Origin of the sequence: Bacteroides sp. AM16-24 (assembly GCF_003471885.1) — a bacterium.
Classification (GTDB): domain Bacteria; phylum Bacteroidota; class Bacteroidia; order Bacteroidales; family Bacteroidaceae; genus Bacteroides.
Map to the genome: position 1 here is coordinate 198,365 of NZ_QRKI01000002.1, position 17,545 is coordinate 215,909.

A 17,545-nucleotide genomic window follows, 5' to 3' on the forward strand; every position below is an offset into this window, starting at 1 on the left:
TAATGAAACCTCTTGAAGTTCAGTGCTTAATGAAAAATAAAATATATTCTTCAAAAAGAAGGTAGTTTTTTTCTTCTTTTTCTTGATAGGGCTTGCAGTTTTTTTGTATTTTTGGCAATCAATTAATAAAAATAGATAATATGATAACACCGCAAGACAAAGAGTTGCTTATGCAAAAAGGTATCTCAGAAGAACAGATAGCCGAACAACTGGCTTGTTTCGAGAAAGGTTTTCCATATTTGAAGCTGGCTGCTGCCGCTTCTCTGGAAAAAGGAATTCTGGCTCCTGCAGCAGATGAGCAAAAGCTCTATCTCGATGCATGGGACGCTTATACCCGGACAGATAAGGTTGTAGTGAAGTTTGTTCCTGCATCAGGTGCAGCGAGCCGTATGTTCAAGAATTTGTTCGAATTTCTCGGAGCTGATTATGATGCCCCCGAAACTAAATTTGAAAAGACATTCTTTGAACAGATTGAAAAATTTGCTTTCTATGATGATTTGAATGCTGCCTGTGAGAAGATGTCTGGAAAAGATATTCCTGCGTTGGTGTCTGAGGGAAACTATAAAGCCGTAGTTGCTGCACTGCTTGAAGCTGCAGGATTGAATTACGGTGCATTGCCGAAAGGTCTGTTGAAATTCCACAGATATGAAGACGGTAATCGTACACCGCTGGAAGAACATCTTGTAGAGGGTGCGCTCTATGCAGCCAATAAGAATGGTAAAGTAAATGTGCATTTTACTGTTTCTCCCGAACACCGCCGTTTGTTTGAAGCATTGGTGGCAGATAAAGCGGCTGTTTATGCAAAGAAATACGGAGTAGATTATAATGTAACTTTCTCTGAGCAGAAGCCGAGTACGGATACGATTGCCGCTGATATGGATAACCAACCTTTCCGTGATAATGATAAGTTGCTGTTCCGTCCGGGTGGCCATGGTGCATTGATCGAAAATCTGAATGACCTGGATGCAGATGTGATCTTTATTAAGAACATCGATAATGTGGTACCCGATAAGCTGAAAGGTGATACTGTGCTCTACAAAAAGTTGATTGCCGGAGTATTGGTTGCTTTGCAACAAAAGGCATTTGCTTATCTGGAACTTTTGGACAGTGGCAGATATACTCACGAACAGGTGATTGAAATCCTGCAATTCCTGCAAAAGAAACTCTTCTGTAAGAACCCTGAAACCAAGAATCTGGAAGATGCCGAACTTGTACTTTATCTGAAAGAGAAGCTGAACCGCCCGATGCGTGTATGCGGTATGGTGAAGAATGTAGGCGAACCGGGTGGTGGTCCGTTCCTGGCATATAACAGTGACGGAACTATTTCTTTGCAAATTCTTGAAAGCTCCCAAATTGATATGGATGATCCGGAGAAGAAAGAAATGTTTGAGAAAGGAACGCACTTTAATCCTGTAGATCTGGTTTGTGCCGTACGTGATTATAAAGGCCATAAGTTTGACCTTGTAAACTTCGTAGATAAAGCTACCGGTTTTATTTCTTACAAATCGAAGAATGGTAAGGATCTTAAGGCACTGGAACTTCCCGGTTTATGGAACGGTGCAATGAGTGACTGGAATACGGTATTTGTAGAGGTGCCTCTAAGTACATTCAATCCGGTGAAGACGGTGAATGATTTGTTGAGAGAACAACATCAATAAATGATACTTGCGGCTGCGTAGGTCGACGCTTATAGCTGCGTTGCCCCTCACTTATATAAGCGTAAGCTTGCGCTTATATAAGTGAGGGGCAACGCAGCTATAAGTGTTTTTTTATTAGAACTCCACCGTAAGTCCGATTGACGGTAAAACTGTTCCACTTTCCTGTTTTAAATACTTCATTTTATATCTTTGTTCTCCAATGGGAGCAGAAGGATTTTCAATAACTCCTGTACTCATAATCACATCCTGCTGTTTCAGTTTGCTTCCTGTTATATTCTGTATATCAATGTAAAAGCCTACCATGCAACGATGGAAATAGAAAGACTTATCTATACGAACATCGAATTGGGCAAAGTTAGGAAGTCGTTCCGTATTATACTTTGAATAATCATAATAGGGACGTCCTTGCGCATTCCATGCTTCAACCAATGAAGACTTATCTTCGTCATAAGGAGTATAAGGGGCACCACCGATATAACTGAGTTTGCCTCCAATGCTCCAACGGCGAGGCAGATTGTAGGTGCCACTGACGTTGAGGATAAAACGATTATCCCACGCAGAGGGGATATTACGGAATTCACTACGGAATAATGTGAGTGAAGATACAAAATTAAATTGTCCCGGTACTTGCCAACGCAACATGGTTTCTATGCCATAAGCTCGTCCGCGCTCTGTAGGAATCAGTACTTCGTTACCTACAGTACCATAATCATCTCCTTTACATGCCAATGGGATATTATCCCGTACGGAAAGGGGCATGCGCCCATATCGTTTGAAGAATCCTTCCGCCGAGATCATCAACCTGTCTTCCAAATGCCAGTCAAGCCCAAGACTGGTTTCTATAACCTGCATGTATTTAAGGTTCTTATTTATATAGATGCCGTCATTGTCTTTAAATCCTAAAGCTGTATATGGAGGGAGTTGATAATACAAACCTGCACTTCCACTTAATGCCCATTGCTTGGTAAGATCATAGGATAATGAAAAACGGGGAGAAAGTTGCTTCCATAACTCTTTCATTTCCTGATTGTAATTATTGCCATCTGTCCGGATACCTGCTGATGCGGAGAACCGTTTATTCGTGCTGATATAGTCTGTGGAGAAGAAACCGCCCCAGCTGAATATGTTCAAATCCGTGTGGTAGATAGAACTGGAACTGAGTATCCGTTGTTTGGTACGGTTGGTGTAATTAGAATAATTCACTTCGACACCTTCTTTCAAAGTCCATTGTCCCAGTCTTGTTCGATTTTCAAAACGAAGGGTAGTCTTTTGCTCTACAGATCGCAGACGGAGGGTTAGATTATCTTCGGAAGAATCATCGTTATTCAGATATTTCACATTACGATTATTCAGATAATTATGGCTTAGCGTGAGTGTCTGTACGTGTTTTCCTGCATAATGGCGATAAGATGCTCCTACGGTGAATGTTTCCTGATGAATGGTAGGGAGATAACTTAATATATATTCCGCATCTTCTCCTTTCTCGTCCGTATTCAGTTTCATTTTATCAATTCCTGCCAGACCCAGTATAGTCAGTTCATCATGGGCTGATAATTTTGTCTTTAGTTTGAATTGCCCGTCAATGAAATTAGGCAGGAAAGGTAGCCCCAATGCCTTGAATAATAATTGAAGATACGATTGTCGGATAGAGAACAGGTACGTCGTTTTATCGCTCAGGTGCCCGTTACCACTGAAGGATACTTCGGAAGCTCCCAAGGTCGCTTTATAAGTCTGTTTATCCGGATTACCATCTCTCAAACGGAAATCTAATACAGAACTCATTGCTCCGGAGCGATCCGCAGGAAATGCTCCGGTATAGAAACTGATTTCCCGTATCAAATCTGCATTAACGATGCTAACCGGACCACCTGATGCTCCCTGTGTAGCAAAGTGATTGATATTCGGGATCTCTATTCCATCCATATAGAAACGGTTTTCAGAGGGTGATCCACCCCGTACAATCAAATCGTTTCTGTATCCGATAGGTGAGAACGATACACCTGGATATGCCCGCACAATTCGCGAAATATCCCGGTTCCCTCCCGGACTTTTTTCTATCTCTTGTAGCCCGATAATACGCATACTTACCGGACTCTCCACGGTTTTCCTAAAAGGGGAGGGGGTTACCACAATTGCAGCCAGCATATTTTCATCTTCTTCCATCTCAATCTCAATGAAAGGTGTAGAGGCAGAAACCAAATACTCGGAAGTAACAGCACTTTTATATCCTATCAGCGTTGCTTCGAAACGATAAATCCCAGGTGGTACTTGTTCTATATGGAATATACCCAGTGAATCTGTGGACGCTCCTTTTCCTGGGATACCAGCAACCACTACGTTGGCATATGCCAACGGTTGTCGAGATTGTTTATCAATGACTTTTCCGCGCACGGAGTAGTTGACCGTAGCAGCGTAGATGCACACATTGCACAGTAGCAGTGAAAGTGTCAGTATAATATGTTTGTTTGTTACCATATATGCAAATATAGATATTATTGATATATAATAGATGGAACAGGGGCATAAAAAAACTGTCCGGAAATTATTCCGAACAGTTCTCATTTGTTGTTTAGCTGTAAGATTAATATCTTCCACCGCGGTCGCCGCCATAGCCACCACCACGATTGCCGCCGCCATAACCACCGCCACGGTTGCCACCGCCGTAACCGCCACCACGATTACCGCCGCCGTAACCACCACCACGGTTGCCGCCTGCAGGTCTTTCTGTTCTGGGGCGAGCTACGCTTACTGCGATATTCTTACCTTCAAATTCTGTTTCGTTAAGAGTGTCAATAGCCTTCTGACCTTCTTCATCATTCGGCATTTCTACGAAGCCGAAACCGCGTGAACGTCCCGTCTCTCTGTCGTTAATAATGTAGGCTGAAGTTACTTCGCCATACTGTGAAAATAATTCCTGTAAGCTGTCACTGTTTGTGTTCCAGCTTAAGTTTGCAACATAAATGTTCATTTCTTTTTGTAAGTTAAAATTGTTATTTATTAATGATTGAGATCCGCACGGCGTTCATACCTCGCGTACCGCGTTCAATTTCAAATGTAACGTTGTCTCCTTCTGTTATACCTTCAGGAGCAGAAGTAATATGGAAAAAATATTTTTCACCACTTCCTAAATCTTTTATAAAACCATAACCTCTGGATACATTAAAATGTTCAATGCGTCCGTTTAAAGGCAGAATTTCTTCTGCTTCGCCTTTTTTAGGAATTGATATTTCTATTTCAGAAGCATCTATTTCCTCTTTAGGCTTTACACCTTCAGGTGTAGAATGAAGAATACCGTTTTCGTCTACGTATGCCAGCATCTCTTCGAAGCTACGGCTACCACTGCTCAAGCGTTCTTCTTTTCTTTTCTGTTTTTCTTCTCGCTTACTCTGTTTCGCTTTTTCTCTGTCTCTTTTACTTGATGTTACTCTTTTTACTGCCATTCTAAAATTATTATATATTATGCAGTTTAAAAACACTGCACTTAGTTTTTCTGACTAATGGTAGCATGCAATCATTCAGGACTAGCATACAACAATTGAATCGTATAATGAACAAAGGAGCTGATTGTGAGGTCAAATTTGGAATGGAATAATTTGCGGAATCCCGCAAAGGCAAACATGCACAAAGAAGATTTCAGAATAAACCCTATTGTTTATGGTACAAAGATACAGATAAAAATGAGCTATCCATTTGTTTTTTCAATTATTTAAAGCTGTAGCTACTTATTTTTTTATGTACATTTGTGCTTCTTAATATAAACACATAGCAAAAATGAAGAAAATTTTATTGTTAGGTTCCGGTGAACTGGGTAAGGAATTCGTTATTTCTGCCCAACGCAAAGGCCAATATATCATTGCCTGCGACTCCTATGCCGGAGCGCCTGCCATGCAAGTGGCTGATGAGTGTGAGGTGTTCAGTATGCTTGACGGCGATGCTTTGGAACGTGTAGTACGCAAACATCAGCCGGATATTATTGTACCGGAAATTGAGGCCATCCGCACAGAGCGTCTTTATGATTTTGAAAAAGAAGGTATTCAGGTAGTACCCAGTGCGCGTGCTGTGAATTTTACTATGAATCGCAAGGCTATCCGTGATCTTGCTGCCCAGGAATTGGGCTTGAAAACTGCTAAATATTTTTATGCCAAATCTTTCGATGAGTTGAAAGCTGCTTCTGAGAAAATTGGTTTTCCTTGTGTGGTGAAACCATTGATGTCTTCTTCAGGAAAAGGACAGTCTCTTGTGAAGAGTGCGGATGAACTGGAACATGCCTGGGAATATGGTTGCAACGGTAGTCGTGGTGATATAAAGGAACTTATTATTGAAGAATTTATAAAGTTTGATAGCGAAATAACTCTGCTTACTGTAACGCAGAAGAATGGCCCTACATTATTTTGTCCTCCTATCGGTCATGTACAGAAAGGAGGAGACTATCGCGAAAGTTTCCAGCCGGCTCACATTGATCCTGCTCACTTGAAAGAAGCACAGGAAATGGCTGAAAAAGTAACACGCGCTCTGACGGGTGCCGGTCTTTGGGGAGTTGAATTTTTCTTGAGTCATGAAAATGGAGTGTATTTCTCGGAACTTTCTCCGCGTCCACATGATACGGGCATGGTGACTTTAGCCGGTACACAAAACCTGAATGAGTTTGAACTTCATTTGCGTGCAGTACTCGGCCTGCCCATTCCAAATATCAAACAGGAAAGGATAGGAGCCAGTGCTGTTGTTCTCTCAACAATTGCCAGCCAGGAACGTCCGAATTATAGAGGTGTTGAGGAGGTAACAAAGGAAGAGGATACCTATATTCGTATTTTTGGTAAGCCGACAACACGTGTTAACCGTCGTATGGGAGTAGTGTTGTGTTATGCCCCGCTGAATTCAGATTTGGATGCATTACGGGACAAAGCAAAACGTATTGCTGAAAAAGTAGAGGTATATTAAGATTTACTTTTTATATAATAAGATAACAGTTGTCACATTCTTTGCGACAACTGTTGTCCTATTTCGCAACTACTATTTCAACATCATATCCGATAAAAAGTCCGCTTTCAATTACTCCGGTAATCGCTTTTAAATTTTCTTCCAAAGAAGGGTCAATATAACTGAAGCGGGTATCAAGAATAAAATTACCATTTTCAGTCAGAACAGGTCCATCTTTTCCACCGGCAAGACGCAGTGTTATTTCAGAAGCTCCTAATCGCTGCATCTCACTCTCTACAAAAGTCAATGCGCTTGGAAATACTTCTACAGGTATTGGGAAGCGGCTCCCCAAATGATCAACCAGTTTTGTGTCGTCAATAATAATGAAACTCTTGCCACTACTTTTTATCAGAAGTTTTTCTTTAAACATGGCTCCACCACGTCCTTTTATCAGACTCCGTTCCGGATCTACTTCATCAGCACCATCAAAAGCCCAATCCGGACGTTTATTCCAAAGAGTAGTTTGTGGTATACCCAGTTGTATGCAGCTCATGGAAATTTCAGCAGAGGCAGGGATAACCTCTATGTGCAGAGATTCTTTGCGAATACGTTCCGCCAATGCAAATAATGTAAGGTAGACAGTAGAGCCGGAACCAGCCCCAATCACATCACCTTCTTTCGCCATTGCAGCAATTTCTTGCGCTACGATTTCTTTTCCTTCACGATTGATAATTGCATTCGACCATTGCAAATGATTTATCAGTTGATTATCCCATTTCATAATTGGAGCGTTAATCGTTATTGTCTTCCTCGTCGTCAGTCAGATTGTTCAACTCTACTTCAAGGTCAACTAACTCTTGTTCCCAAATTTTTCTGATGTTTGCCGGCGTATCTTTGGGAGCTTCTTTGATACGTTTTTGAGCTAATGATACTTCATGCTCCAGCTGTGAACGTCTGCTCATAAGTCATTCTTTTATATAGTTATATAAGTAAATAACACATTATTCTGCGTATTTGTTTTCATTTTTTGTAAAAACTATGTGTTATCCGAATAGCTCGGGATAGATTTCTCCATCACCACCGGATACATCAAGACTCTGTAGTAGTTTACCGTCAGGAGCATAGAAAAGCTGAATTTCTTTGTCGGAGTTATACTCTTCTATATCGATGATTACTACAGTAGGCATTTTGGGGAAGGTAATTATCTTTATATATCTGATTCGTATGGGAGGTGTCTCTGTCTGCATGAATGCTTTAGCTATGGGAGCAGGGACGTCCTCCAGGCTTCCGACATTTGTCTCTGTCATTATCCACTGGGCATTGTTGCCGAACCAAACGTTCATTTCGTGGTTATCCGATACGAATCCGGCAATATGGTAATCATTTTTATGTTCCCATTCTACGTTCGCTACTTTAGGGTACATCTTTCTGAATACTTCCTGCACCTTTTCGGGTGTATTGTCGGCATGCACAGAGACAGATATCAGCAACAATATGCTTCCCAATAAATTGATTTTAAACTTTTTCATAATCAAGGTCTATTTTTGCTTGTCATTAGAAACAACCTGAGGAGGCTTTTGTTTGCGGTTTTTTTGATCCAATGAAACAATTCGTTGAGTCTGCGATATCAAGTATCGTTTAATGTACTATTTTTTTTAAGTAACCCGTTGGCGGGATTACCGGTTTCTTCCTTGTACCCGGAAAGGGACAAAGCCGGACTTGGAGCATACTTGATCCGTACCAACTCCGTACCAAATTCGGTTGAAGGTACCTTTATACGGGAATGGTACGGAGCAAGTAGGGGCTTGATCCCTTTTTGGTACGTCTCTGACAGGAGGCTGAGTCATTTCTAATCCCTCCGGTATATTCTTAATTCCTGTTTAAAATATAGTGTTATTTCCGTCTTTTTCTTGGCAAACTGTTAACAAGGTGGGTGTAACTATTAAACCTTGTTGTAAAACGCAGTGAAATGACTCTGAAATTTGGAGAAATCAAGAAAAGCCGTACCTTTGCAATGTGTTTTTCATAGTATTAGATTTAAGGTTAACAAAAGATTGGCTGTCTGGGATAGATAGCCTTTTTTTATGTCTTCTTGTTACTACTCTTCTCCAAGAAAATCATAGGATGGTGCAAAGAACAGAGTTCCTGTAATTGCAGTACTGAAATCTAACAAACGGTCGGTGTTACCTACCGGATTTCCAATAAACATACTTTCCAGCATCTGACGTGTAGTACTGAATGTACTTGCATAGCCTATAAAATAGGTGCCATATTCTCTTTTTGCCGTATTTGCAAAGGGCATATTTGCACGTACGATTTTCAGATCATCACCGATATTAGCAACGGCATTGTGTGCATTCGCCGGTTTTTCTTCATCCGATAACTCCACATCATTGAATTTACGTCGGCCTATCACTTTTTCCTGTTCTTCTACCGAAAGGGCATTCCAGGCATCCATGTCATGAATATATTTCTGCACAAATACATAACTTCCACCGGCAAAATCAGGATCTTCTTCACCAACTACGGCAAAGTGATAAGGATTTTCGTCTACAGCCGGAGATTCTGTTCCATCTACGAACCCAATGATTGCTTTGCCATCCATATATCTAAAACCATGAGTTTCATCAATAGCTTCAACAGCGCCTTTCAGCTTTTCATCAATAATAGAGGCAAACTCGTAACATAACCCCATTTGCTTAGCGCGGATATGAAACAATATATCACCAGGGGTAGATACTGCTGTTTGTTTACTTCCCTTGATTTCCTTAAAAACTTCCAGTTCTTTGGGCCTACCTTTGCCTGGGAAAATACGATCCCATACGTCTGCACCAAAGCTTATCGTGCTACTGAACTGTGCATCGGGGAAACGGTTACGCATACTACGTATTAATGCCGAGAAATTGGCACATACATCTTTTACTTTCTCAACTGAATCAGGAGATTGATTTAATTTGTAAACAATGAAAATGGCATTTTCGCCTTGTCTTTCAGTTACATCCTGTGGGGTGTTTCCTGCGAATGGATTTTGATGTGAATTCATGCTTTTTCCTTTCATTAAATTTATACTTCAAAATATAACTTGCTAAATGTTGTTTTGTTCATACAAAAACAACAGAATTCCTTCTTTGTATCTGTTGGTGAATGTTTAAGCAACGTTAAATGGATGTCGCTTTTTTGTTCTGATTGTAGTAATAATAGTTCAAAAGGGTATAATTTATAGAAAAAACGTTTTCATAGAGTACAATCTGAAAGTTTTTGTGTTTACATTTGCAAAGTTGCTTATGTAACTATCCCGTTAGAATTAAGATTTGAAGCTTTGAACAAAAACTATTCAATAGGTGTTAAGCTCATAGCAGCGGAATGACAAGAACGCGACTTGAAGAGTTTAGAAAAAGAGAAATTATATAAAAAGATTGCTTATGTCACAAATTATCGGACATATCTCTCAGGTCATCGGACCGGTAGTAGACGTCTATTTTGAGGGTACGGATGCCGAATTGATGCTTCCAAGTATCCATGACGCACTGGAGATAAAAAGATCAAATGGAAAAACATTAATCGTAGAAGTGCAGCAACACATCGGCGAGAACACGGTGAGAACCGTAGCCATGGATAGTACAGACGGCTTGCAGAGGGGTATGAAAGTGCATCCCACAGGCGGTCCTATTACTATGCCGGTGGGCGACCAGATTAAAGGTCGGTTAATGAATGTAGTGGGTGATTCCATCGACGGTATGAAAGAGCTAGACCGTGCCGGTGCTTATCCCATACACCGTGATCCTCCTAAGTTTGAAGATTTGACTACCGTACAAGAGGTGCTCTATACAGGTATCAAGGTTATCGACTTGCTGGAGCCTTATAGCAAGGGTGGCAAGATCGGTTTGTTCGGTGGAGCTGGTGTAGGCAAAACAGTACTGATCCAGGAACTCATCAATAATATTGCCAAGAAGCAGCATGGTTTTTCTGTGTTTGCAGGAGTAGGAGAGCGTACCCGTGAAGGTAACGACCTCTTGCGTGAAATGATTGAATCCGGTGTGATCCGTTATGGTGAGGAGTTCAAGAAAAGTATGGAAGAAGGAAACTGGGACTTGTCTAAAGTGGATTACAATGAAGTGGAGAAATCACAGGTTTCTTTAATATTCGGTCAGATGAACGAACCTCCCGGTGCACGTCAATCTGTGGCATTATCCGGACTGACAGTAGCTGAGTCTTTCCGCGACCAGGGTGCTGAAACCGGTGGCTCGCGTGATATATTGTTCTTTATAGATAATATTTTCCGTTTTACACAAGCTGGTTCCGAAGTATCTGCTTTGCTGGGACGTATGCCTTCGGCTGTAGGTTACCAACCAACGTTGGCTACTGAAATGGGTGCGATGCAAGAACGCATCACTTCTACCCGCAATGGTTCTATCACTTCCGTGCAGGCTGTATATGTACCTGCTGATGACTTGACCGACCCGGCGCCTGCTACTACCTTTACACACTTGGATGCCACGACGGTATTGAGTCGTAAGATTACTGAGTTGGGTATTTACCCTGCTGTGGATCCTTTGGAATCCACTTCACGTATCCTTGACCCGCATGTTGTAGGAGAAGAGCATTATGAAGTGGCACAACGGGTGAAACAAATCTTGCAGCGTAACAAGGAACTACAGGATATTATTTCTATTCTTGGTATGGAAGAGCTTTCGGATGCCGACCGTACATTAGTGAATCGTGCACGCCGTGTACAACGTTTCTTGTCGCAACCGTTTGCAGTTGCCGAACAGTTTACCGGTGTACCGGGAACGATGGTGCCAATAGAAGATACCATCAAAGGCTTTAAGATGATTCTGGATGGTGAGGTGGACTATCTGCCCGAACCTGCTTTCCTGAATGTTGGTACGATTGAAGAAGCAATAGAGAAAGGCAAGAAGTTATTGGAACAAGTAAATGGTTAAAAATTAGAAGAAGGGAAAGAGGCTATGAAGAAGTTGTATTTGAACATAGTGTCTCCTGAAAAGGAAATATATAATGGAGAGATTGAAAGTGTAACGCTGCCTGGAACGATAGGAACGTTTACCATTCTTCCGCAACATGCACCCATCGTGTCCTCACTTCGTGAAGGAAAGGTGATATATGTACCGGAAGGGGGCGAAGAACAGACTCTTGATATCGAAGGTGGGTTCGTTGAGTTAAGCGGTGGAGTGGTTTCCGCCTGTGTTGACTAATGTTTCCTTTTCCGGAATTATCTTTTATTTCTAATTTTTAATTTAGTACTATGAGTATCAGCTTGACAAAACGCAATTTCTTATACCAGATCACCCTGTTAACGTTAATAGCAGGATGGGTGGGCGCAGGGATTTTACATTATCTATTACCTGGACACTATTTCGGAGGATACCCTTTTATTCCGGTGTATTTCTTCTTGTTCGGTTTTTTTGAAATATCTATGTTCGACGCGTGTCGTAAACATGCCCCGCAGAAGATGTTGCTGCTTTACATGGCGATGAAAGTGATGAAAATGTTGCTCTCCGTGATACTCTTGGTGGTGTATTGCTTTGCAGTACGTGAAGAAGCCAAGTTATTTCTGTTGACATTCATCCTTTATTACATAGTCTATTTGATATATGAGACGTGGTTCTTCTTTACTTATGAAGTAGGAAAGAAACAGAAAAAAGAAAAGAAAAATGAAACAAATGCGTAATCTATTGACTGGAATACTCCTGATGCTGGGAATGCTGTTCACCACTCTGCCCGTTGCGGCACAGGGTGTTGAAGCGGAGCTTGACAGCATAGCCAAACGGGATGATGTCACTTCTGCCGAACAGAAAGAAAATACGGTAGATGTGAAAGAAATCGTCTTCGGACATATTGGCGATGCTTACGAATGGCATATCACTACATGGGGAAAGACGCATGTTACTATTCCGTTGCCTATTATCGTATATAGTTCGCAGACTGGCTGGCATGCTTTTCTCTCTTCTCGTTTGGAAGAGAATGAAGGTTCTTACGAGGGATTCTCTATAGCTCCGGCAGGTAGTAAATACGAAGGTAAAGTAGTGGAATATGACGCAGCTGGAAATGAAATACGTCCTTGGGATATTTCGATCACCAAAGTGACGTTGTCATTGCTGATTAACAGTGTATTGCTGCTGATTATTATTTTAGCTGTTGCTCAGTGGTATCGAAAACATCCGCAAGGCAGTGCGGCTCCGGGTGGCTTCATCGGCTTTATGGAGATGTTTATTATGATGGTGAACGACGATATCATCAAGAGTTGTGTAGGGCCGAAATATCGAAAGTTTGCGCCTTACCTGCTGACAGCGTTCTTCTTCATTTTTATAAATAATATCATGGGGCTGATTCCCATCTTTCCGGGTGGAGCCAATGTGACGGGTAATATCGCTATTACGATGGTGCTGGCACTCTTTACATTTGTTGCCGTCAACCTGTTTGGAACGAAAACTTATTGGAAAGATATCTTCTGGCCGGATGTGCCCTGGTGGTTGAAAGTACCTGTGCCGATGATGCCTTTTATTGAATTCTTCGGTATCTTTACCAAGCCATTTGCTTTGATGATCCGTCTTTTTGCCAATATGTTGGCCGGGCACATGGCAATGCTGGTATTGACGTGCCTCATCTTTATTTCTGCCAGCATGGGTCCTGCATTAAATGGTACGCTGACCGTAGCCTCTGTGCTGTTCAACATCTTTATGAATGCGTTGGAGTTGCTGGTAGCATTTATCCAGGCATATGTATTCACTATGTTGTCTGCCGTATTTATCGGATTGGCTCAGGAAGAACATAAAGAAGTTAAAGTGAAAGAAAACAACAATTAATAATAAACCATTTAAAAATTAAGAATTATGTTACTATCTGTATTATTGCAAGCTACTGCAGCTGCAGCCGGAATTAGTAAATTAGGTGCAGCACTTGGCGCCGGACTTGCCGTTATTGGCGCAGGTTTAGGTATTGGTAAAATTGGTGGTTCAGCTATGGAGGCTATTGCCCGCCAGCCGGAAGCATCAGGAGACATTCGTATGAACATGATTATTGCCGCTGCATTGATTGAAGGCGTTGCCCTGTTGGCGGTAGTTGTGTGTCTGTTAGTGTTCTTCTTATAACTAAAATGTAGATAAATTATGTCATTGTTATTACCCGATAGTGGTCTGCTGTTCTGGATGCTTTTGTCATTCGGCGTGGTGTTCGTGGTGTTGGCGAAGTATGGCTTTCCTGTCATTACCAAAATGGTAGAAGGTCGTAGAACCTACATTGACCAATCGCTGGAAGTGGCAAAAGAAGCTAATGCGCAACTTCAAAGGCTGAAAGCTGAGAGTGAAGCATTGGTTGCTGCTGCCAATAAGGAGCAAGGACGCATTCTGCGGGAGGCGATGCACGAGCGTGACAAGATTATCGTCGAAGCACGCAAGCAGGCGGAAGTCGCCGCGCAGAAAGAGCTGGACGATGTGAAGAAGCAGATACAGCAAGAAAAAGAAGAGGCAATACGTGATATTCGTCGCCAGGTTGCCGTGCTTTCTGTAGATATTGCGGAGAAAGTAATCCGTAAGAATTTGGATGAAGAGCACGAACAAATGGAGATGATAGACCGGATGCTGGACGAAGTGCTGGCAGCCTCAAGAAGCAATTAAGTAGCGATAAAGCGATTGGCGATGAGTGATTAGCGTAATGCTGATTATGAATCGCTGATCACTAATAATTAAAGGAAATGGATATAGGAATTGTTTCGATGCGATATGCCAAAGCGTTGATAGAATATGCGAAAGATACGGGGGCGGAAGACCGCGTATATCATGAATTGCGTATGCTGGAACGGAGCTTTCGTAAGCATCCTGATTTACGTGAGGCGTTGGATAATCCCATTTTGAAAATCAATGAGAAGTTTGCTCTGATTTGCACCGCTGCCGTAGGCAATGGAGAAGTGAGCCGGGAATTTTCCCGTTTTATCACCCTTGTGCTGAGAAATCGGCGGGAGTACTATTTGCAGTACATCTGCCTGACTTATCTTGACCTATACAGGAAGTTGAAGCATATTGGTGTAGGAAAACTGATTACCGCCGTACCTGTGAGCCGGGATGTCTGGGAACGCATTCGGAATAGTGCTTCTACTCTGCTACATGCACAGATGGAGTTGCAAACCGAAGTTGATCCTTCTATTGAAGGAGGTTTCATATTTGATATTAACGATTTCCGCCTGGATGCCAGCATTGCCACGCAACTTAAGAGAGTGAAACAACAGTTCATTGATAGGAACAGAAGAATTGTATAAGCACTAATCATTAATCACTAAAGAATCATGTCTGAAAATATAAAAGTAAGCGAAGTCTCCGATATTCTCCGTCATCAGTTAGAGGGAATCGATACCCGTGTGCAGTTGGATGAAATCGGTACGGTGCTGCAAGTCAGTGACGGTGTGGCACGTATCTATGGACTGCGCAATGCCGAAGCAAACGAACTGTTGGAGTTTGATAACGGTATCAAGGCGATTGTGATGAACTTGGAAGAGGACAACGTAGGCGCTGTTTTGCTGGGCCCTACAGATAAAATCAAAGAAGGCTACGTCGTAAAGCGTACCAAGCGAATCGCTTCCATTATGGCGGGAGAGGGTATGCTGGGACGTGTTATCGATCCGTTGGGGGCACCACTGGACGGCAAAGGTCTTATTGGTGGAGAACTGTGTGAGATGCCTTTGGAACGTAAAGCACCGGGTGTTATCTTTCGCCAGCCTGTAAATCAGCCGTTGCAAACCGGATTGAAGGCCGTGGATGCTATGATACCTATCGGTCGCGGACAACGTGAGTTGATCATCGGTGACCGTCAGACGGGAAAGACAGCTATTGCTATCGATACGATCATCAATCAACGCGCCAATTATGAAGCAGGAAACCCTGTGTATTGTATCTATGTAGCTATTGGTCAGAAAGCTTCTACGGTCGCTACCATTGTAAACACATTGCGTGAATATGGTGCAATGGATTATACGATTGTTGTTGCTGCTACGGCAGGTGATCCAGCCGCGTTGCAATATTATGCTCCGTTTGCAGGTGCTGCCATTGGTGAATATTTCCGTGATACCGGTCGTCATGCATTGGTAGTTTACGATGATCTTTCTAAGCAGGCCGTAGCTTATCGTGAAGTATCACTGATATTACGCCGTCCATCAGGACGTGAAGCGTATCCGGGTGATATCTTCTATCTGCACTCCCGTTTGCTGGAGCGTGCTGCGCGTATTATTAATCAGGAAGAAGTGGCACGTGAAATGAATGATTTGCCGGAAAGCCTGAAAGGTAAAGTGAAAGGTGGCGGATCACTGACTGCATTGCCTATCATCGAAACGCAGGCAGGAGACGTATCTGCCTATATTCCGACGAATGTGATTTCTATCACCGACGGACAGATATTCCTTGATACTGATTTGTTTAACCAAGGTAACCGTCCGGCTATTAACGTAGGTATTTCCGTGAGTCGTGTGGGTGGTAATGCTCAGATTAAGGCGATGAAGAAAGTGGCCGGTACATTAAAGATAGACCAGGCGCAATATCGTGAACTAGAAGCATTTACAAAGTTCAGTGGCGATATGGATCCTGTTACAGCACTGACCATTGATAAGGGACAAAAGAATACCCGTTTGTTGGTTCAACCGCAATATAGTCCGATGCCGGTAGAGAAGCAGATTGCCATTCTTTATTGTGGTACTCATGGACTGTTACGTAATGTTCCGTTAGATAAGGTGACTGATTTTGAACGTAATTTTTTGGAAGCACTTGAAATGAATCATCGCGCGGATGTACTCGATGTATTGAAGAGTGGAGTCATTGACGATGATGTTTGTAAGAAGATAGAGGAAACTGCGGATCTCATGTCGAAACAATATTTGTAATCAGTGAATCGGACCTAATGAGGTAATTTCAATCGTAAATCAATAAATCGTAAATAGAAGTGGGTTCTTTAAAAGAAGTAAAAAACAGAATAAACTCCGTCAAGAGTACGCGTCAGATTACATCGGCGATGAAGATGGTGGCATCCGCAAAGTTGCACAAAGCACAATCGCGGATTGAGAATATGCTGCCTTATCAACAGAAACTGAATGAAATCCTGACAAACTTCTTGTCTACAGATGCCACGTTCGAGTCGCCTTATACCGAAGTGCGACCTGTGACACGGGTAGCGGTAGTGGTTTTTTCGTCTAACAGTTCGCTATGTGGTGCATTCAATGCAAATGTAGTAAAGATGCTTGGAGAAACACTGGCAGAATATAAATCACTTGGCAAGGAAAACATCCTGATATATCCTATAGGGAAGAAGGTGGAACAAGCTACTAAGAAATTAGGCTATGCATCGCAAGGAAGTTATCAGGGAATGGCGGAGAAACCATCCTATGTACAAGCATATGAACTTGCTGGATTGTTGATGCAAGAGTTTGTAGAAAAACAAATTGACCGTGTGGAGCTGATTTATCATCACTTCAAATCAATGGGATCGCAGATACTGACGCGTGAGGAATATCTTCCTATTGACTTAAGTAAAGTGGAAGCAACAGCTGCAATAGAAGGATCGGGAAAACGCGGTTTTCAGAATGATTATATTGTGGAGCCATCTGTCGGCCAACTGATTGCGGATTTGTTGCCAAAGGTGTTGAGTCAGAAGCTTTTTACTGTACTTCAAGATTCCAATGCCTCTGAACATGCTGCCCGTACACTTGCTATGCAGACTGCAACAGATAATGCGAATGAACTGATACAAGATTTGACGAAGCAATATAATAAGAGCAGACAGCAAGCGATTACAAACGAGTTATTGGATATAATTGCGGGAAGTCTCAAGTAAGAAAGCTACGAGTTACGAGCTACGAGTGCCTTTCGGAATATAGCGCAGCCACTTGTAGCTCGTAACTTGTAGCTTTTTTCATTTTCATGTAAAAAGATGTGCCGATGGAGGCTTTTCCTCTTTTATTTGTGCTACCTTTA

18 protein-coding genes are annotated in these 17,545 nt (G+C 42.1%); 11 read left to right on the forward strand and 7 right to left on the reverse strand.

The genetic code is table 11. The annotated features are described in order from the left end of the window. Nucleotides 1-140: 140 nt before the first annotated feature. The gene (locus DW182_RS03340; RefSeq protein WP_118294688.1) at nucleotides 141-1,658 is read left to right on the forward strand and encodes a DUF4301 family protein; all 1,518 of its coding nucleotides are present in this window, start codon (nucleotides 141-143) and stop codon (nucleotides 1,656-1,658) included. A gap of 114 nt (nucleotides 1,659-1,772) precedes the next feature. On the opposite strand, the gene DW182_RS03345 is transcribed toward DW182_RS03340, so the two are convergent. The 3 genes from DW182_RS03345 to DW182_RS03355 form a co-directional block, all read right to left on the reverse strand. Next, nucleotides 1,773-4,133: a TonB-dependent receptor gene (locus DW182_RS03345; RefSeq protein WP_233564072.1), complete on the reverse strand. Its 2,361-nt coding sequence runs from the start codon at nucleotides 4,131-4,133 to the stop codon at nucleotides 1,773-1,775. Nucleotides 4,134-4,239: 106 nt separating this feature from the next. Beyond that, complete coding sequence (locus DW182_RS03350; RefSeq protein ID WP_007662898.1) at nucleotides 4,240-4,626, reverse strand: RNA-binding protein; 387 nt, start codon at nucleotides 4,624-4,626, stop codon at nucleotides 4,240-4,242. Nucleotides 4,627-4,648: 22 nt separating this feature from the next. Continuing rightward, complete coding sequence (locus DW182_RS03355; RefSeq protein WP_007662897.1) at nucleotides 4,649-5,098, reverse strand: cold-shock protein; 450 nt, start codon at nucleotides 5,096-5,098, stop codon at nucleotides 4,649-4,651. A 331-nt stretch (nucleotides 5,099-5,429) separates the two neighbouring features. On the opposite strand from DW182_RS03355, the gene purT reads away from it, so the two are divergent. Continuing rightward, a complete protein-coding gene (gene purT, locus DW182_RS03360; protein WP_118294689.1) occupies nucleotides 5,430-6,596 on the forward strand; it encodes a formate-dependent phosphoribosylglycinamide formyltransferase in 1,167 nt (388 codons plus the stop codon). Between the two features lie 58 nt (nucleotides 6,597-6,654). Here the strand turns inward: purT and rpiA are convergent, their stop codons facing one another. The 4 genes from rpiA to DW182_RS03375 all read right to left on the reverse strand — a co-directional run bounded on the left by rpiA (nucleotide 6,655) and on the right by DW182_RS03375 (nucleotide 9,618). Further along, nucleotides 6,655-7,356: a ribose 5-phosphate isomerase A gene (rpiA, locus tag DW182_RS03365; protein WP_118294690.1), complete on the reverse strand. Its 702-nt coding sequence runs from the start codon at nucleotides 7,354-7,356 to the stop codon at nucleotides 6,655-6,657. Nucleotides 7,357-7,366: 10 nt separating this feature from the next. Continuing rightward, nucleotides 7,367-7,537: a hypothetical protein gene (locus DW182_RS22240; protein ID WP_195209460.1), complete on the reverse strand. Its 171-nt coding sequence runs from the start codon at nucleotides 7,535-7,537 to the stop codon at nucleotides 7,367-7,369. 81 nt (nucleotides 7,538-7,618) lie between these two features. After that, nucleotides 7,619-8,104 (reverse strand): PepSY-like domain-containing protein, encoded by a 486-nt coding sequence (locus DW182_RS03370; RefSeq protein WP_118294691.1) that lies wholly within the window; start codon nucleotides 8,102-8,104, stop codon nucleotides 7,619-7,621. Nucleotides 8,105-8,673: 569 nt separating this feature from the next. Then, entirely contained in the window at nucleotides 8,674-9,618 is a 945-nt protein-coding gene (locus tag DW182_RS03375) for a Dyp-type peroxidase (RefSeq protein WP_118294692.1), read from the reverse strand. 379 nt (nucleotides 9,619-9,997) lie between these two features. Between DW182_RS03375 and atpD the strand changes: the two genes are divergently transcribed. The 9 genes from atpD (at nucleotide 9,998) to DW182_RS03420 (ending at nucleotide 17,405) form a co-directional block, all read left to right on the forward strand. Next, nucleotides 9,998-11,518: a F0F1 ATP synthase subunit beta gene (atpD, locus tag DW182_RS03380; RefSeq protein WP_007662878.1), complete on the forward strand. Its 1,521-nt coding sequence runs from the start codon at nucleotides 9,998-10,000 to the stop codon at nucleotides 11,516-11,518. A 24-nt stretch (nucleotides 11,519-11,542) separates the two neighbouring features. After that, the gene (gene atpC / locus DW182_RS03385) at nucleotides 11,543-11,788 is read left to right on the forward strand and encodes an ATP synthase F1 subunit epsilon (protein ID WP_007662876.1); all 246 of its coding nucleotides are present in this window, start codon (nucleotides 11,543-11,545) and stop codon (nucleotides 11,786-11,788) included. Nucleotides 11,789-11,838: 50 nt separating this feature from the next. Continuing rightward, a complete protein-coding gene (locus tag DW182_RS03390; protein WP_007662874.1) occupies nucleotides 11,839-12,264 on the forward strand; it encodes a hypothetical protein in 426 nt (141 codons plus the stop codon). Next, nucleotides 12,248-13,399 carry a F0F1 ATP synthase subunit A gene (atpB, locus tag DW182_RS03395; protein ID WP_007662872.1) on the forward strand — a complete coding sequence of 384 codons (1,152 nt, stop codon included), beginning with the start codon at nucleotides 12,248-12,250 and terminating at the stop codon, nucleotides 13,397-13,399. Before DW182_RS03390 ends, atpB begins: the two co-directional genes overlap by 17 nt. A 27-nt stretch (nucleotides 13,400-13,426) precedes the next feature. Continuing rightward, on the forward strand, nucleotides 13,427-13,684 hold the full coding sequence (atpE, locus tag DW182_RS03400) for an ATP synthase F0 subunit C (RefSeq protein ID WP_007662871.1): 258 nt from the start codon (nucleotides 13,427-13,429) through the stop codon (nucleotides 13,682-13,684). An 18-nt stretch (nucleotides 13,685-13,702) separates the two neighbouring features. Beyond that, nucleotides 13,703-14,209: a F0F1 ATP synthase subunit B gene (gene atpF, locus DW182_RS03405; RefSeq protein WP_007213987.1), complete on the forward strand. Its 507-nt coding sequence runs from the start codon at nucleotides 13,703-13,705 to the stop codon at nucleotides 14,207-14,209. A gap of 77 nt (nucleotides 14,210-14,286) precedes the next feature. Beyond that, nucleotides 14,287-14,847: a F0F1 ATP synthase subunit delta gene (locus DW182_RS03410; RefSeq protein WP_118294693.1), complete on the forward strand. Its 561-nt coding sequence runs from the start codon at nucleotides 14,287-14,289 to the stop codon at nucleotides 14,845-14,847. A gap of 27 nt (nucleotides 14,848-14,874) precedes the next feature. Continuing rightward, a complete protein-coding gene (atpA, locus tag DW182_RS03415) occupies nucleotides 14,875-16,458 on the forward strand; it encodes a F0F1 ATP synthase subunit alpha (RefSeq protein WP_118294694.1) in 1,584 nt (527 codons plus the stop codon). A 59-nt stretch (nucleotides 16,459-16,517) separates the two neighbouring features. Further along, on the forward strand, nucleotides 16,518-17,405 hold the full coding sequence (locus tag DW182_RS03420; protein WP_115503276.1) for a F0F1 ATP synthase subunit gamma: 888 nt from the start codon (nucleotides 16,518-16,520) through the stop codon (nucleotides 17,403-17,405). Nucleotides 17,406-17,545: the final 140 nt, after the last annotated feature.

Coding starts and splice junctions, on each gene's coding strand:
- DW182_RS03340 (WP_118294688.1), top strand. CDS start 141: ATGATAACACCGCAAGACAAAGAGTTGCTTATGCAAAAAGGTATCTCA.
- DW182_RS03345 (WP_233564072.1), bottom strand. CDS start 4,133: ATGGTAACAAACAAACATATTATACTGACACTTTCACTGCTACTGTGC.
- DW182_RS03350 (WP_007662898.1), bottom strand. CDS start 4,626: ATGAACATTTATGTTGCAAACTTAAGCTGGAACACAAACAGTGACAGC.
- DW182_RS03355 (WP_007662897.1), bottom strand. CDS start 5,098: ATGGCAGTAAAAAGAGTAACATCAAGTAAAAGAGACAGAGAAAAAGCG.
- purT (WP_118294689.1), top strand. CDS start 5,430: ATGAAGAAAATTTTATTGTTAGGTTCCGGTGAACTGGGTAAGGAATTC.
- rpiA (WP_118294690.1), bottom strand. CDS start 7,356: ATGAAATGGGATAATCAACTGATAAATCATTTGCAATGGTCGAATGCA.
- DW182_RS22240 (WP_195209460.1), bottom strand. CDS start 7,537: ATGAGCAGACGTTCACAGCTGGAGCATGAAGTATCATTAGCTCAAAAA.
- DW182_RS03370 (WP_118294691.1), bottom strand. CDS start 8,104: ATGAAAAAGTTTAAAATCAATTTATTGGGAAGCATATTGTTGCTGATA.
- DW182_RS03375 (WP_118294692.1), bottom strand. CDS start 9,618: ATGAATTCACATCAAAATCCATTCGCAGGAAACACCCCACAGGATGTA.
- atpD (WP_007662878.1), top strand. CDS start 9,998: ATGTCACAAATTATCGGACATATCTCTCAGGTCATCGGACCGGTAGTA.
- atpC (WP_007662876.1), top strand. CDS start 11,543: ATGAAGAAGTTGTATTTGAACATAGTGTCTCCTGAAAAGGAAATATAT.
- DW182_RS03390 (WP_007662874.1), top strand. CDS start 11,839: ATGAGTATCAGCTTGACAAAACGCAATTTCTTATACCAGATCACCCTG.
- atpB (WP_007662872.1), top strand. CDS start 12,248: ATGAAACAAATGCGTAATCTATTGACTGGAATACTCCTGATGCTGGGA.
- atpE (WP_007662871.1), top strand. CDS start 13,427: ATGTTACTATCTGTATTATTGCAAGCTACTGCAGCTGCAGCCGGAATT.
- atpF (WP_007213987.1), top strand. CDS start 13,703: ATGTCATTGTTATTACCCGATAGTGGTCTGCTGTTCTGGATGCTTTTG.
- DW182_RS03410 (WP_118294693.1), top strand. CDS start 14,287: ATGGATATAGGAATTGTTTCGATGCGATATGCCAAAGCGTTGATAGAA.
- atpA (WP_118294694.1), top strand. CDS start 14,875: ATGTCTGAAAATATAAAAGTAAGCGAAGTCTCCGATATTCTCCGTCAT.